General features: G+C 75.1%; 16 protein-coding genes. 10 read left to right on the top strand and 6 right to left on the bottom strand.

The window, feature by feature from the left end; genetic code table 11:
* Window positions 1-153: 153 nt before the first annotated feature.
* From ACFV0O_RS23155 to ACFV0O_RS23170, 4 genes are all read right to left on the bottom strand, one after another.
* Window positions 154-918, bottom strand: a complete 765-nt coding sequence (locus tag ACFV0O_RS23155) for an ABC transporter permease (RefSeq protein WP_380344842.1) — start codon at window positions 916-918, stop codon at window positions 154-156.
* Between the two features lie 132 nt (window positions 919-1050).
* Window positions 1051-2055, bottom strand: a complete 1005-nt coding sequence (locus ACFV0O_RS23160; protein ID WP_380344845.1) for an ATP-binding cassette domain-containing protein — start codon at window positions 2053-2055, stop codon at window positions 1051-1053.
* Window positions 2056-2198: 143 nt separating this feature from the next.
* Window positions 2199-3344, bottom strand: coding sequence for a glycosyltransferase (locus ACFV0O_RS23165; RefSeq protein WP_380344848.1), 1146 nt, complete (start codon window positions 3342-3344; stop codon window positions 2199-2201).
* The gene (locus ACFV0O_RS23170; RefSeq protein WP_380344851.1) at window positions 3341-3613 is read right to left on the bottom strand and encodes a hypothetical protein; all 273 of its coding nucleotides are present in this window, start codon (window positions 3611-3613) and stop codon (window positions 3341-3343) included. The genes ACFV0O_RS23165 and ACFV0O_RS23170 overlap by 4 nt, the downstream gene beginning before the upstream one ends.
* 218 nt (window positions 3614-3831) lie before the next feature.
* On the opposite strand from ACFV0O_RS23170, the gene ACFV0O_RS23175 reads away from it, so the two are divergent.
* From ACFV0O_RS23175 to ACFV0O_RS23195, 5 genes are all read left to right on the top strand, one after another.
* Window positions 3832-4764, top strand: coding sequence for a 3-oxoacyl-[acyl-carrier-protein] synthase III C-terminal domain-containing protein (locus tag ACFV0O_RS23175; protein WP_380344854.1), 933 nt, complete (start codon window positions 3832-3834; stop codon window positions 4762-4764).
* Window positions 4765-4847: 83 nt separating this feature from the next.
* On the top strand, window positions 4848-5138 hold the full coding sequence (locus tag ACFV0O_RS23180) for a phosphopantetheine-binding protein (RefSeq protein WP_380344856.1): 291 nt from the start codon (window positions 4848-4850) through the stop codon (window positions 5136-5138).
* Window positions 5139-5142: 4 nt separating this feature from the next.
* The gene (locus tag ACFV0O_RS23185; protein ID WP_380344859.1) at window positions 5143-5925 is read left to right on the top strand and encodes a hypothetical protein; all 783 of its coding nucleotides are present in this window, start codon (window positions 5143-5145) and stop codon (window positions 5923-5925) included.
* Entirely contained in the window at window positions 5922-6599 is a 678-nt protein-coding gene (locus ACFV0O_RS23190) for a 4'-phosphopantetheinyl transferase family protein (protein ID WP_380344862.1), read from the top strand. Before ACFV0O_RS23185 ends, ACFV0O_RS23190 begins: the two co-directional genes overlap by 4 nt.
* 376 nt (window positions 6600-6975) lie before the next feature.
* Entirely contained in the window at window positions 6976-8589 is a 1614-nt protein-coding gene (locus ACFV0O_RS23195) for a condensation domain-containing protein (protein ID WP_380344865.1), read from the top strand.
* A gap of 137 nt (window positions 8590-8726) precedes the next feature.
* Here the strand turns inward: ACFV0O_RS23195 and ACFV0O_RS23200 are convergent, their stop codons facing one another.
* Together ACFV0O_RS23200 and ACFV0O_RS23205 are read right to left on the bottom strand one after the other, a co-directional pair.
* The gene (locus ACFV0O_RS23200; protein ID WP_360257452.1) at window positions 8727-9395 is read right to left on the bottom strand and encodes a hypothetical protein; all 669 of its coding nucleotides are present in this window, start codon (window positions 9393-9395) and stop codon (window positions 8727-8729) included.
* Between the two features lie 62 nt (window positions 9396-9457).
* Window positions 9458-10090: an RNA polymerase sigma factor gene (locus tag ACFV0O_RS23205; RefSeq protein ID WP_380344868.1), complete on the bottom strand. Its 633-nt coding sequence runs from the start codon at window positions 10088-10090 to the stop codon at window positions 9458-9460.
* A 226-nt stretch (window positions 10091-10316) separates the two neighbouring features.
* On the opposite strand from ACFV0O_RS23205, the gene ACFV0O_RS23210 reads away from it, so the two are divergent.
* The 5 genes from ACFV0O_RS23210 (at window position 10317) to ACFV0O_RS23230 (ending at window position 14879) form a co-directional block, all read left to right on the top strand.
* Window positions 10317-11120, top strand: a complete 804-nt coding sequence (locus tag ACFV0O_RS23210; protein WP_380344870.1) for an SAM-dependent methyltransferase — start codon at window positions 10317-10319, stop codon at window positions 11118-11120.
* A gap of 88 nt (window positions 11121-11208) precedes the next feature.
* Entirely contained in the window at window positions 11209-12156 is a 948-nt protein-coding gene (gene bla / locus ACFV0O_RS23215) for a class A beta-lactamase (protein ID WP_380344872.1), read from the top strand.
* A gap of 136 nt (window positions 12157-12292) precedes the next feature.
* Complete coding sequence (locus tag ACFV0O_RS23220; protein WP_380344873.1) at window positions 12293-13180, top strand: hypothetical protein; 888 nt, start codon at window positions 12293-12295, stop codon at window positions 13178-13180.
* 168 nt (window positions 13181-13348) lie between these two features.
* On the top strand, window positions 13349-14149 hold the full coding sequence (locus ACFV0O_RS23225) for an SDR family NAD(P)-dependent oxidoreductase (RefSeq protein WP_380344875.1): 801 nt from the start codon (window positions 13349-13351) through the stop codon (window positions 14147-14149).
* A 7-nt stretch (window positions 14150-14156) separates the two neighbouring features.
* Window positions 14157-14879, top strand: coding sequence for a polysaccharide deacetylase family protein (locus tag ACFV0O_RS23230; protein ID WP_380344877.1), 723 nt, complete (start codon window positions 14157-14159; stop codon window positions 14877-14879).
* Window positions 14880-14991: the final 112 nt, after the last annotated feature.

The following is a 14991-nucleotide window of genomic DNA, read 5'->3' on the forward strand; positions in this document are numbered from 1 at the left end:
GCACGCTGCCTGCCTAACACACCACCGCTGGGCCGGGCGGGCCGCGCGGGCGGGCCCGCCCCCCACGGGTACCCCCGGGGGCTCCCGGGCCCCTTCGGTGCGGTGTCAGGTGTCGGGTGTCCGGCGTCCGGCGGGCCGCGGTGTCCGGGCGGCTCAGCGCACCCGGGTGGAGAACAGCCGGGCCGACCAGTACACCGCGAGGACGGTCATCACCACGACCACCAGCAGCCCCTGCCAGACCGCGCTGTCCCCGGCGTGCCCCGAGAACAGCGCGCGCATGCCCTCCACGGCCCAGTAGAAGGGGTTCCAGCTGGCGAGCTGCTGCAGCCAGTCCGGTGCCAGGGTGAGTGGCAGCAGCACCCCGGACAGCAGCGCGATCGGCTGCGCGATGGTGTTGACGACCGGTGCCATCGCCGCGTCCGCCGGCACCATCAGGGCGATGCCGAACGAGATCGCCGAGGTCATCAGCGCCAGGAGCCCGAGCAGCAGGTAGGCGAGCAGCAGGTTCAGCGGGCTCACCCGCAGGCCGAACGGCAGCGCGATCAGCGTGATCAGAACGGCCTGCACCAGCAGCGCCACCATCTCCCGCAGCGCCCGTCCGAGCAGCAGTGCCAGCCGGCTGACCGGGGTGACCCGGGAGCGCTCGATGATCCCGGCCTTGAGCTCGCCGAGCAGGCTGAAGCCGGTGAACAGGCCGCCGAAGATGCACAGCACCGCCAACAGGCCCGGTACGTACACCTGGTAGGCGTCGGCGTAGCTGCTCGTGCCGTCGGGGGCGAGGACCTTCTTCAGCAGCGGGGCGAACAGCAGGAGGTAGAACAGGGGCTGGATGATGCCGACGGCGATCCAGACCGGGGTGCGGATCATCAGCAGCAGCTGGCGCTGGAAGACCAGCCAGGTGTCGCGGGCGAGCTTCACGGTCTCCCCAGGGGGTCGTTCGGGGCAGGGTGGCGGGAGCGGGGTCACCGGGTGTCGGTGCGGGGACTGCCGCAGCGAGCGAGCGAGCGTGCCGCGGTGGCCCGGGACTGCTGCGGGGACCACCGCTGCGGGTCAGGACTGCCGCAGCGAGCGTCCGGTGCGGGCCAGGAACACGTCGTCCAGGCTGGGCCGTTGGAGCTGGACGGTGCCGGGCCTCACGCCCGCGGCGTCCAGCGCGCGCAGCAGCTGGGGGATGGCGGCGGCGCCGTCCTCCAGGTACAGCCGCAGCCCCCCGTCCCCGTCGGACTCCATGCGGTGCAGGTACGGCTGCGGGCGCAGCACCTCCGCGGCGCGTTCGGTGGCGCCCTCCCCGGCGTCCAGGCCGACCAGGACGACGTCGCCGGAGATCTCGCGCTTGAGCGCCTCGGGCGTGCCCTCGGCCACCACCTGTCCGTGGTCGACGATGGCGACCCGGTCGCAGAGCGCGTCGGCCTCGTCGAGGTAGTGGGTGGTGACGACGACCGTCATGCCCTCGGTGCGCAGCCGGCGGATCTCCTCCCAGACGTGGGCCCGGCTGGCCGGGTCGAGCCCGACCGTCGGCTCGTCCAGGAACAGCACCCGGGGCTGGTGGATCACCCCGAGCGCGATGTCCACCCGACGGCGCTGGCCGCCGGAGTAGGTGGCGCAGGGCCGGTCGCCGAATCCGCCCAGGTCGAAGGCCTTGAGCGCGTCCTCGGCGGCCCGGACGGCCCGGGCCTTGGCGGCGCCGTGCATCCGGGCCTGCAGGACGAGTTCCTCGCGGGCGCTGACGTTGTCGGTGGTGCCGCCGCCCTGGGCGACGTAGCCGATCCGGCGGCGGACCCCGGCGGGGTCGGTGAACAGGTCGGCCCCGGCGATGTCGGCCTGTCCGCCGTCGGGGCGGATGAGTGTGGCCAGCATGCGCAGGGTGGTGGTCTTCCCGGCGCCGTTGGGGCCGAGGAAGCCGTAGATCTCGCCGGCGGCGACCGAGAGGTCGATGCCGCGGACGGCGTCGACGGTCTGGCTGTCGCCGCTGCGGCGGGAGGTCTTCTTGCGGTAGGACTTGCGCAGTCCCGTGGTCTTGATCAACCGGAACTCCCGGACGGGGTGGGCTGCCACGGCACCTGGGAAGGCGGTGCTCGGCACCTGCGGAGGGCGGTGCTGCTGCGACACCCTAGGGCGAAGTGCGGCCCGGAAACAATGGCCTAGACCAATGGACGTGTGATCTCCGCTTCTGCTAAGGGCACTTCGCGCCGGAGCCGTCAGGCGAGCGCCTCCAGACGGTCCGCCGCGGCCACCGCGCCGCCCCCGGCCAGCAGGTCCCTCCCGACCTGAACCGCGTTGTCCCGGTGGCCCGTTGTCCCGAGTACGGTCAGCAGTGCCTGCGCCAGCCGTTCCGGGCCGACCCGGGCGAACGGCACCCGCAGCCCGGCCCCGGTCGCCGCCACCCGGGCGGCGACGAACGGCTGGTCGTGCCGGATCGGCGCGGTGACCAGCGGCAGGCCGTGCGCGAGCGCCTCGCCCACGGTGTTCATGCCGCCGTGGCACAGCACCGCGTCCAGCTCGCCGCGGCCCATCAGCTCCAGCACCGGCGCCCGGTCCACCGCGACCGCGTGCGCCGGGAGTCCGGGCAGCAGTTCGCGCGGCGCCGCGAACACGGCCTGCACGTCCTCGCCGCACAGCTCCAGCGCCCGGACGGCCCGGGCGAGGAAGTCCGCGCCCAGGCCTCCGGCCAGCGTCCCCATGGTGACCAGCACCCGGCGCCGGCCCGGCCGCAGCCGCTCCCACGGGAACTGCGGATCGTGCGGCCGTGCCGCGATCACCGGTCCGACCGGAGCGTGGTGCGCCGGCGAGACGGTGCCGGTCAGCGCCGGACCGGTGGTCGCCAGCACCAGCGCGGGCGAGAAACGCGGGTCCAGGTACTCCGCCCCGGGCAGTTTCGCGCGCTCCCACAACCCGCGCAGCAGCCCGGTCATCCACGCCTCGACCTGCGGCAACGCGCGGTGCGGCCGGTCGAGTTCCATCGCCCCGGGCGCGAAGCTCGCCCACGGCAGGCCGTGGCGGTGCGCGACCAGTGCGCCCGCCGGGGTGTGCTGGTCGACCAGCAGCACGTCGGGCCGGTACTCCCGCACGGCCGTGTCCAGCGGCTTCAAGGTGAACCGCGCGTACGGGACGATGAACCCCTCCCAGAGCGAGCGCAGTGCGGCCAGCCCGTGTCCGCCCTGGGCCCGGAACGCCCTGGTGCCGGTGCCGAGCACCCGCGGGCCCGGGCCGAGCAGCGGCCGCAGCACCGACTCCGTACCGGTCCAGGCGACGTCGTGGCCGCGTGCGGTCAGTTCGGCGGCGATGCCCGCGGCCGGGTTGACGTGTCCGGTCAACGGGGGCATCACCAACAGGAACCGGGTCATCGGGCACCCTCCTCGGGGAGCAGTCGCTGCAGGTCGGCGACGGTCAGCGCTTCCAGGCCGGCCAGGTCCAGCCCGGCGCGCAGCGCGGCCAGGTCGGCGGCCGGGCCGAAGCGTTCGCGCAGGCGCCCGGCCAGCGCGGCGAGTTCGGTCTCGTCCAGCAGCAGGTCGCCGTCCAGCCGGGCGTCCGGTGTGACGTGGCGGGCCCAGCCGGGCGGTGCGCCGGCCACCTCGACCACGAGTGCGACCAGCTCGGGATCCAACGGTTCCACGGAGGAAGGGGGTTCAGGATTCGACATGAGAGATTTCCCACCTGCTCGACGGCGCGGGGGTGAACGCGGCCTCACCGGAGCGCAGTTGACGCCTTCCAGGGTGCGGCCACGGCGGCGGAGGGCCCGCTTCCCCGTCGTCGGACTCCCGTGGACGGGAGCCCGGAAGACGGGCCCGGGATCACTTGTGCGACCCGGCGGGCGTCGGAATACTAGCCCGCGTGACCGCACTGGAGGCAGTGGCCGTCCACCTCCCCCCACACGCCGTTCCCATCGAGGCGGTGGGCGAGCGCATCGGCCTGACCCCACGTCAACTCCGTCTCTTCCGCCGCTTCCACGGCCTGGACCAGCTGCGTCTGGATCCGGCCGGAACGCTGCCCGACCTGCTCGAAGCCGTCCTGGACGACCTGCCGGAGCTGCGCGGACGCGAACGCGACATCCGCTTCGTGATCCACGCCCGCAGCATGCCGGTGGCGGTGCCCCACCCGCTCAACCCGCTGCACGACCTGCTCGCCGCGCGCGGGCTCGGGCACGCCAACGCCTTCACGGTGACCCACCACGCCTGCGCGGTGGGCCTGCTGGCCATCGACCTGGCCGGCCGGCTGCTCGCGTCCGACCCCGACCCGGCGGCGCGCGCGCTGGTCCTGGCGGGGGAGAAGACCTTCACCAGGGACGCCCAGGTGGTGCCCGAGACCGGGATCTTCGCCGAGGGCGCGGCCGCCTGTCTGGTCAGTGCCGGGGGAGGGGCTCACCGGGTGCTCTCCTTCGAGGTGCGCCAGCGCCCGGAGTTCGACGGCCGCCTGGCCGGGGACCCGGACCTGCTCGCCCGCTACCAGCGCGAGTACCCGAACGTGATGGTCGAGGCGATCGAGGCCGCCCTCGACCGGGCCGGTCTGGACCTCTCCGACCTGGCCGCGATCCTCCCGCACAACGTCAACCAGGCGTCCTGGCGGATGATCGCGCGCCGCATCGGCTTCCCGATCGACAAAGTCGTGCTGGACAACGTGCGGTCGGTCGGGCACAGTTTCGCTGCAGACAGCCTCATCAATCTTCACACCGCCGTCACGCGGGGGCTGCTCCGCCGCGGCGACCACTACCTGATCGCCGCCGCCGGTGTCGGAGCCACCTTCTCCGCGATGGCCATGCGGTACTGACGACCGGTCAGTCATCCGGGATCGTCGGCCACACCCCAGAGCCCTCAGGGCGCACTTCCCACGTACGACGGGACGGTACCCCCATGTCAGAACCTGTGGTCCAGACCACTGACCCCGTGCTGCGCGAGCGGATCCTGCACGGCATCGGCGAACTCCTGCCGCGCGTCCTCAAGCGCGAACTGCCCGAGATCCCGCAGGACGCCTGCCTCTTCGACGACCTCGGTCTCACCTCCGCCGGCACCATCGAGCTCATCCTGGAGCTGGAGGAGTCGCTGGACATCCAGGTCGACGTCGAGCAGATCACCGAGGACGACCTGCGCTCGGTCACCAGGCTCGCCGACTACGTCGCCGGGCACGTCATCCCCGAGGACTGACCGGGTGGCCCCCGGCTCCTCCGGCCTGCGGATCACCCGGGCGCTCGCCCGGCGCTTCGACGGCCGCTCGGAGACCTCGCTCGACCCGGACCTGCGGGTGTTCGTCTCCGACCTGGTCCGCCCGTACGGACTGCCGCTGCGCGAGGACCTGCTGCGCGAGGGCGTCGGCCACTCCTACGAGGAGCTCGCCGCCGGACTGCTGCGCGAGGTGCTCGCCGAGGACGAACCGGTGGACCTGCTGATCCTCGCCTTCGACACCCCGGACGTGCGCCCCGGCGCGCCGTCCTCGCTCGCGCTCGGCCGGTCCGTCCCGGGCGACCCGCTCGCCTTCGCGATCTGCGACCAGGGCACCGCCGCGGCGTTCACCGCCCTGCGGCTGGCCGCCGACCACCACCGCACCGGCGGGTGCCGCCGGGCCGTGGTGGTGCTCGCCGAACAGACCGCGCTGCACTACGAGCCGTCGGTGCCGGTCCCGCTGCCGGAGCGGCACGCCGCGGTCGTGCTGGTCTGCGAGGAGGCGCCGGGCGCGGGCCTGGAGGTCCGGCAGGTCACCGGTGCCGGGTCGCCGGAGGACGCTGTACGGGCCCGCGCCGAGGAGTCGGGGCCCGAGGTGGAGGTCGTCCTCGGCGCCGGCTTCGACGCCGAGGACTTACCGGCCCAGCCGTTCACCGGGCTCTGGGCGCGGGTGGCCGAGAACCTGCCACGGTGGCGGAAGGCGGAGCAGCCCGTCCTGCTCGCCGGGTACGACCGGCGGCTCGGGGTGCTCAGCACGCTGATCCTGCCGTGACCGAGGTCGAGTTCTGGGTCATCGACACCGACCGGCCCGCGCGTGTCGTCACGGCGCTGTGGTGCTCGCTCGACGCGCGGGAGCGCGCCCGGACCGCCGGTGCGGACCCCGGGCAGCGCGACCGGTTCACGGTGGTGCGGGGCGCGGTCCGGCAGCTGGTCGGCGCCCGGCTCGGGCTGCCCCCGGCCGAGGTGGTCTGGCGGTACGGGCCGAACGGGAAGCCCGAGGCCGCGGACGCCGGCGGACTGCGGGTGAACTGGTCGGCTTCGGGCGCGCTGGCGGTGCTGGCCCTCGCCGAGGGCCGGGCGGTCGGTGTCGACGTCGAGCGGCTCCACGCGGCCCGGACGGCCGAGCGGATGGCCGCCCGCTGGTTCCCGTTCGAGGAGGCGCGCGCCGTCGCCGAACCCGCCGAGCCGTCCGAGCGGGCGGCCCGCTTCACCGCGCTGTGGTGCCGGCGGGAGGCCTGTACGAAGGCGTACGGCGGACGGCTGGCGCAGTCCTTCGGTGTGTCCGTGGGCGGCCCCTCCCCGGTGCCGGTGGCCGATCCGGGCGCGCTCGGAACGGGTCCGGCGCGGCTCTGCGACGTGCCCGTGCCCGGGCCGTTCCGGGCGGCCGTGGCGGCCCTTGGCGAATCGCCGATACATGTCAACTCGCTTGTGTGGAAGCCACTGTGACGTTCCATCGAATCCGCTCCGCTGTGGTCTGGACCAGCTGGGAGATCCGCTGGTAGCGTCCCGGTCACACCCTCCCTGAGCCCCTCCCGGCGAGCCGAAAGGCGCGTACGACGTGACTCCGCACGACCTGATTTCCCGCGAGGCGGCTCCGGACGGAACGGCCCCGCACCAGACGCCCCCGCACGGGACGGACCCGCACCAGGCGACGCCGACCGGGGCGGCCACGCCGGACACGCGGGCGCCCGGCACGCGAGCCCCCGACACGCGGGCGCCGGACCCCCGAGCACCCGCACCGCGAGCGGCCGACCGGCGGGTCACCGTCCGGTTCGCCGCCGCGAGCAGCGGCACCGGCCCGCTCACCCGCGGCCAGGACAACATGATCCGCTGCATCCGGAGTGACGCCCCGGAGCAGATCAACAAGGACTCGGTCTGGCCGGTGCCGCCCGGCACCTCCGTCCCGGCCGGTCTGGTCGCCCTGCGGCTGCTGGTCGAGCGGCACGAGTCGCTGCGGACCTCCTTCCCCGCCGGGCCCGGCCGGGACGGCTTCCCGGACCGCCAAGTGGTGCACCCGAGCGGCCGGTTCGCCGTGACGGTGGTCGAGGCGGACGACCACGACGACAGCCGGCTGGACGCGCTGGCGGCGGTGCTGGGCCGCGCCGACATCGCTGTCCCGCTGGACCTGGCGGCGGCGCCCCGCATCCGGTTCACCCTGGTGGCCCGGGGTGATCGGCTGCTCCGGCTGGTCGCCGTGGTCTGCCATGCGGGCGCGGACGGCGCCGCCACCGCCGTGTTGATCCAGGACTGGTACGCCCTCGCCGCGGGGAAGGAGCTGCCGCCGGTCGTCGCCCCGACGCCGCTGCGGCTCGCCGCCGCGGAGCAGAGCGCGCAGGGCCGGCGCAAGGCGGCGGCCGGCCTGCGGCACTGGGCCCGGGTGCTGGGCACGGGCCCGCAGACCGTCTTCGCGGACGCGCGCATCACCGGCCCCCCGCGCGACCACACCGCGCTGCTGGTGCGCTCGCGCGGGGCGGCCGACCACCTCGCCGCCGTCTGCCGCCGCGTCGGCGCGAGCCCGTCCGTCGTCCTGCTCGCCGCCTTCGCCGCACTGGTGGCCCACCGGGCGGGCCGCCGGGGCGAGTTGGTGATGTCGGCGCTGTCCGCCAACCGGCACCAGGCCGAGCTGATGGACCACGTCGGCACGCTCGCGCAGGACGCGCTGGTCCTGCTGGACACCGAGGCGGCCGACCTCGACCAGCTGATCGGCCGCGCCAAGGCGGCCTCGCTGAAGGCCTACTGGCACAGCATCCTGGACGCCGAGCAGGTCTGGCAGCTGGTGGAGGACGTCGCCCACCGGCGCGGCGCCCGGTTCGCCCGGCAGGTCGTCGTCAACGACCTGAGCCTCACCGTCCCGGCCGCCGTCGCCGACGCCCAGGCGCCCCCGTCCGCCGATCCCGAACTGACCCCGATGCCCAGTCCGCCGCTGCCGGTGCGGCTGATGCTCGCCATCGTGCGGATCACCGGCAGCCTGGACTTCGTCCTGGTCGCCTGCCCCCAGGTGCTCGATCCGGAGGAGACCGAGGGCTTCTCCCGGGCGCTGCTCGCCCTGCTCGCTGCCGCCGCCGAAGGCCCGGTGCTGCTGGCCGACCTGCCCGCCGTGCTGGGCCCGCCGGTCGACGGCCGGGGTGACCGCTGGCGGCTGGTCGACGGCTCCTGGGTCGACCTCGACGCCGTCGAAGCCCTGCTGGAATCCGCAATCGGCCCGCACCGGCTCGTCCTCGCCGACGGCGAGCTGGTGGCCGAGGTCGCCACCGTCGACGCCGCGTTCGGCCCGGGCGCCGCGCACCGTGCCGTCGTGGCGGCCCTTCCCGGCCGGGACACCGCGATGGCGCCGCACCGCTACGTGGTCCGTCGCACCACCCCGGACGGCGAGGAGGTCGAGGCCGGCAGCGGGCGCGATCCGGAGATCGTCGCCCGGCTGTCCACGCTCACCTGAAGGAATGACCGCGGGCGGCCGCGGGCGGCTCACTCCCACGGGTCCCCGCCGGGCGCCCGGGCGGTCGCCCGCCGTTCGGTCCGGCAGGTCGGCAGGTCGGCAGGTCGGCAGGTCGGTGGGTCATCGCGGTAGTCCGGTCACCCCGGCGGGTCCGTCGCGTCCTCGGCGAACCCCCAGGGGAGGTCCCACGAGCACGCGGAGGTCGCCCCGGAGGTGAGCCCCCACGGGCTCGGGACCTCCTCCGCGTCGTCGTCCCCCTGCAGCGGCAGCCGGTCGATCACCGCGACCAGCGCGGGCGGCAGTTGCGGGGCCAGTCCGCGGTGCACCCGGGACAGGATGTCGCGCCGCACGTCCTCCGGCAGCAGCGGTCTGCTCATCCGCAGGGGTCCCGGCCCCGGTGGGTGTTCGACCGTGGACAGCTGGTCCGACCAGGCCCGCCAGTAGTCGGCGTCGTCGGTCTCGCCGAGCATCAGGTGGTGCAGGTGCAGGCAGTAGGCGGCCGTGCCGCTGCCGGAGCCGGCCGCGAAGCGCCACCAGAACTCGGCGCCCTCCTCCTTCCCGGTGGCGTAGAGCAGCGCGCCGAACACCTCCGCGCCCTCGGGCTGGATCCGGCGCGCGTTCACCAGGAGGTCGAGCCCGCGCGAGGCGTCCGGCGCACCCAGGACCAGGGCCACCACCAGGCCCAGTTCGAAGGCGGCCTGCTCGTACTCCGACGGGAGGTGGGTCGGCGCGGCGGTCAGCCGGGCCTGGCGCACCGCGGCGATCCGTTCGGCGTGGGCGCGTTCGGCCCGGGGCACGCGGAACACCGCACGCCCCCCGCCCGTCGCGCACGGTGCCCCGGCCGGTGCCCCGGTCGTCCGTCGCTCCGTCACAGCTCGCCTCCGCGGTCCGGGAGTTCGCCCACCCCGAGCCGGCGCGCCAGCCGTTCGCGGGCGTGCCGCAGGTTGGAGTGCACCGTCGCCACCGGCCGTCCCAGGTACGCCGCGATCACTCGGGGGTGCAGGCCCAGCAGGTAGCGCAGGATCACCACGTCCCGCTGCCGGTCCGGCAGTTCGAGGATCGCCGCGTACAGCCGCACCTCGTCGGCCTCGTTGTGCAGCAGGCCCTTCGCCACCTGCTTGAACGCGCCGATCACCGCCGCGAAGGTGACTGCCTCCACCTCCACCGGCTCCTCGGCGGCGACCCAGTCCGAGACGTGCCGGTTGGCCAACCGCCAGGCGTACGCGGCCGGTTCCTCGAACCGGAGCACCTGGGGCCAGCAGCGGGCCAGGTCGGACTTCACCGCCTCGACCACCAGTGCGGCGTCGGCGTGACTGCCTATCCTGGTCAACGCGAGGGCGTGCCAGGCGGGTTCGTGCGTCTCGCAGAACGCGGCGTAGGTGAGGTCCAGGCGGAGGCCGAGGTCCCCGCAGGCCGTCCGCTCCGGGCCGCTTCCGCCGGTCCAGTCCACTGCCGTCCCGCCCCGGTACCCGCGTGCGGGGGCGCCCCTGTCGATCGTCATCGAGCCTGCTTTCCGCGGCCGTCGGCTGCTCGCCGGGCCATCCGAGGGTCGGGCTGTCCGTGTCCATCCTCATTCCATCAGGCCTGTCACTCCAGGCTGCAATGCGAACACAGATTGTCATCTCATGTGATCTGTTGACTGTTTGAGCCAGTCCGCCCGTGATTGGTTGCCGGATACCGTGGGCAGCAATTCGATCGGTTGCGAGCGGTGTACCGAGGGGGAAACGATGGGGCTCTACGACGGAGTGGACCTACGGCTGAACGTGCCGCACTCGGCCAGGATGTACGACTACTTCCTGGGAGGCTTCACCAACTTCGCCGCCGACCGCGAGGCCGCCGGGCACGCCCTCGGCGTCGCGCCCTGGCTGCGCACCGGCGCCCGGGCCAACCGCTCCTTCATGCATCGCTCGACCCGCGTCCTCGCCGAGGCCGGGTTCGACCAGTTCCTCGACATCGGCACCGGCATCCCCACCTCGCCCAACCTCCACGAGGTCGCCCAGGGCGTCCGCCCGGACGCCCGGGTCGTCTACGCCGACAACGACCCGATCGTCCTCTCGCACGCCCAGGCGCTGCTCACCGGCACCCCCGAGGGCCGCACGGCCTACGTCGAGGCCGACGTCACCGACGTCGCCCGCCTGCTCGGCGCCCCCGGGCTGCGCGACACCATCGACCTCGACCGCCCCGTCGCCCTCTCCCTCAACGCCCTGCTCCACTTCGTGCCCGACGCGCGCGGCGCGTACGACCTCGTCGAACACCTCAAGTCCGTCCTCGCCCCCGGCAGCGCCCTGGTGATGACCCATGTCACCCCCGACTTCGCGCCCGAGGACATCACCAGTCTGGTCCGGATCTACGGGTCCGCCGGCACCGCCGTCCAGGCCCGCACCCGCGCCGAGTTCGCCCGCTTCTTCGACGGCTGGGACCTGCTCGCCCCGGGTGTCGTCCCGACCCCCCAGTGGCGCCCGTCGGCGGACGAGCCCACCGTTCCCGCCCCGGAGGCCTCGGCCTACGCGGCGGTCGCCGTGCGTCCCTGACCGACTGTTGACGAACCATCGGCGCCCCGGCTGCGTCCTGTGATCGAGTAGGCGGTATCGCACCGCGACGTTTGAACAGAGGGGCACCATGCACGCGCAGCCTTCGGAAACCCGCCACAGCCGCCGCGCCCTCCTCGGCCTGGGCCTCGGGGCGGCCGTCGCCGTCACGGCCGCGACCGGTGGACCGGCGCAGGCGGCGGCCACCACCGGAACACCCGGCGGCCCCGGCGGCACCGACCTCCACCACCGGCTTGCCGCCCTCGAACAGCAGCACTCGGCCCGGCTCGGCGTGTACGCCCGGAACCTCACCACCGGCCGGACCGTCCGCTACCGCGCGGACGAGCTGTTCCCGATCTGCTCGGTCTTCAAGACCGTCGCCGTCGCCGCCGTCCTGCGCGACCTCGACCGCGACGGCGAGTTCCTCGCCCGGCGGATCCGGTACACCCGGGCCGACGTCGACCGGGCCGGCGCCGCGCCGGTCACGGGCAAGCCCGAGAACCTGGCGAACGGCATGACCGTCGCCGAACTCTGCGCGGCGGCCATCGACTACAGCGACAACGTCGCGGCCAACCTGCTGCTCCGCGAACTCGGCGGGCCGACGGCCGTCACCCGCTTCTGCCGCTCGATCGGCGACCGCGTCACCCGCCTCGACCGCTGGGAGCCCGAACTCAACACGGCCGAGCCCGACCGGGTCACCGACACCACCAGTCCGCACGCCATCGGCCGCACCTACGGCCGGCTCGCCCTCGGCCGCGCCCTCCCGCCGGCCGACCGCGACCGGCTCACCGGCTGGCTCCGGGCCAACACCACCAGCACCCGCCGGTTCCGCGCGGGCCTCCCGCAGGACTGGACCCTCGCCGACAAGACCGGCACCGGCAGCTACGGCACCACCAACGACGTCGGCATCGCCTGGACCCCGTCCGGCGACCCGGTCCTCCTGGCCGTCCTCACCACCAAGCCCGCGGACGCCACCGCCGCCATGGACGAACCCCTGGTCGCCACGACCGCCGCCCTGCTCGCCGCCGCCCTCGGGTAGCTCCGCGCACGGCCCGCCGGCCCGTACGTCGGCCCCGGCAGGCCCCGCCGTCCCTCCCGTCGCACCCGTGCGCCCCCGCCACCCCGGGCACAGACTGGTGGTGGACCGGATGCAGCCCCACGACGCTGGGAGACGCATGCTGCTGGGACTCACCACCGCGCTGGTCGCGACCGTCTGCTTCGGCTTCGGGGCGGTCTTCCAGGCGCGCGGGGCACGGTCGGCCCCGCGCGCCGACCGCGTGCGGGCGGGACTGCTGGCCGCCCTGGCCCGGTCGTGGCAGTTCCTGGTCGGGACCCTGCTGGACATCGCCGGCTTCGTGCTGAGCATCGTCGCCCTGCGCAGCCTCCCGCTGTTCCTCGTGCAGGCCGTCACCAACGCGGGCTTGGCCGTCACCGCCCTGGCCGCCGTCTGGCTGCTCGGTGCGCGGCTCCACCGGGCCGACGTCACGGGCATCATCGCCGTCGTCGTCGGCCTGACCCTGCTGGCCGTCGGGTCCGGCCGGGAGGGCCGGAACCACGCCCCGGCCGCGTTCCACTGGTCGCTGCTCGCCACCACCGTCGTCATGCTGCTCGCCACCCTCGTCCTGGTGCGCCGGAACGGCACCGCGGCCGCCGCCGGGCTGGGCGTGCTCGCCGGCATCGGGTTCGGGGTGACCAGCCTCGCGGTGCGCGTCATGGACGTGTCCGGCCCGCTCGCGCTCCTCACCGACCCGGCCGCCTACGCCCTGGCCGTCGGCGGCCTCGGCGGCTACCTCGCGTACGCGCTGGCCCTGCAGCGCGGCACGGTCACGGCCGCGACCGCCGCCGGGACGGTGGTCGAGACCTTCGGCCCGGCCCTGATCGGCGTGGTGGCGCTCGGCGACGCCGCGCGCCCCGGGTTCGAGTGGTGCGCGCTGACGGGCTTCGCGGTGGCGGTCGGCGGGACCTTCCTCCTGTCCCGCTTCGGTGAACCGGAGGGCGGCCCGGCCGAGTCGTCGGCCCCGCACCCGGACGCCGACGCCGAGCCCGCCGTCCCGCCCCGGTAGCCCGCCCGGCTCGGCCGTGCGAAGGTGACGTGCCGGACAAAACGGACGGCGACACGGCCTCAGAGCGGCAGGTGGGCGATGGCGGAGGAACCCCGATCGGACCTCGACCCCCGATCGGACCTCGACCCCCGAGTGGGCTCCGGCCCCCGATCGGACCTCGACCCACGAATGGGCCCCGGCCCCCGATCGGAGCCCGACCCCCGCTCCCGGCGGCCGGCGGCGACCGAGCGGCCCGTCGCGCTGATCACCGGCGCCTCCTCCGGCATCGGCCTCGCCACCGCCGTCCGGCTGGCCGAGGCCGGCTGGCACACCCTGCTCTCCGGCACCGACCGCGCCCGCCTCGACGAGGTCGCCGCCCGCACCGGCGGCCTGGCCCTGCCCGAGGACCTGAGCAAACCGGACGGCGCGAGCCGCCTCGCCGAGGCCGCCCTGGCCGAGACCGGCCGGGTCGACGCCCTGGTCGCGAGCGCCGGCCTCGGCTGGCGGGGCCCGTACGCGGACACCCCCTCCGACACCCTGGACCGGATGGTCGAGGTCAACTTCGCCGCCCCGCTGCGCCTGGTCCGCCTCCTCCTGCCCGGCATGCTGGCGCGCCGCCACGGCCGGATCGTGCTGCTCGGCTCGATCGCCGGCCAGGTCGGCGTGCGCGACGAGTCGGGCTACTCGGCCACCAAGGGCGGGCTGGCGATGTTCGCGGAGAGCCTCTGGTACGAGCTGCGCGGCACCGGCGTGGGCGTGCGCCTGGTGCTCCCGGGCGCGGTCGACACCCCGTTCTTCGACCGGCGCGGCACTCCGTACCAGCGGGAACGGCCGCGCCCCGTCTCGGCGGAGCGGGTCGCGGACACCGTGGTCGCGACCATCACCACCGGCCGCGACCGCCTCTACGTGCCGCACTGGCTCGGCTTCCCGGCCCGCGTCCACGGCGTCGCGCCGGGGGTGTTCCGCCGGATGGCCTCCCGCTTCGGGTGAGCCCGCGGTGACCGTCGCGACCAGGGTCCTCGCCGCCGCGGCCGGCGTGGAGTTCCTGCACCTCGCCCCGGCCGCCGTCCGCCTCCCGCCGCTGCGCCGCACCCTGTGCCGCCGCACCGCCGGCCGCGGCACCGCCCCCCGCCACGTCGCCCTCACCTTCGACGACGGCCCCGACCCGCGCAGCACCCCGTACGTCCTCGACGCGCTGGAGGAACTCGGCGCCCGCGCCACCTTCTTCCTGCTCGGCGCGATGCTGGAACGCGCCCCGGGGCTCGGCCGCGACCTGGTGCGGCGCGGCCACGAGGTCGCCGTCCACGGCTGGTACCACCGGCCGCAGTGGTACCCGGCCCCCGCTCGTGACCTGCGCGAACTCCGGCGCGCCACCGAGGCGGTGACCGACCACTGCGGTGCCCGCCCGCTCTGGTACCGCCCGCCGTACGGCGTCCTGACCGCCGGCCCCGCCCTGGCCGCCCGCCGCCTCGGCCTGCGCAGCGTGCTGTGGACCGCCTGGGGCCGCGACTGGACCGCGGACGCGACCGGCGCCTCCGTCTACGCGACCGCCCGCCCAGGACTGAGGGCCGGCGCGACCCTCCTCCTGCACGACTCCGACTGCACCTCCGCCCCCGACTCCTGGCGCGCGACCCTCGCCGCCCTGCCCCTGATCGCCGCCCACTGCCGCGCCCACCGCCTCACCCTCGGCCCCCTCCGCGACCACGCGGTGCCCTCCTGAGCGCACCGCCCCCGGCCGGGACACGGTCCGGCGAAGCGCGGAAGGCCCCGCCCGCCCCCGCCCCCGGCGGCGCGGCGGGGCGCCCCGGGCGCCGCCCCGGCTGTCGGCGGCC

This window comes from Kitasatospora sp. NPDC059577, from assembly GCF_042735475.1.
Taxonomy (GTDB): Bacteria; Actinomycetota; Actinomycetes; order Streptomycetales; family Streptomycetaceae; genus Kitasatospora.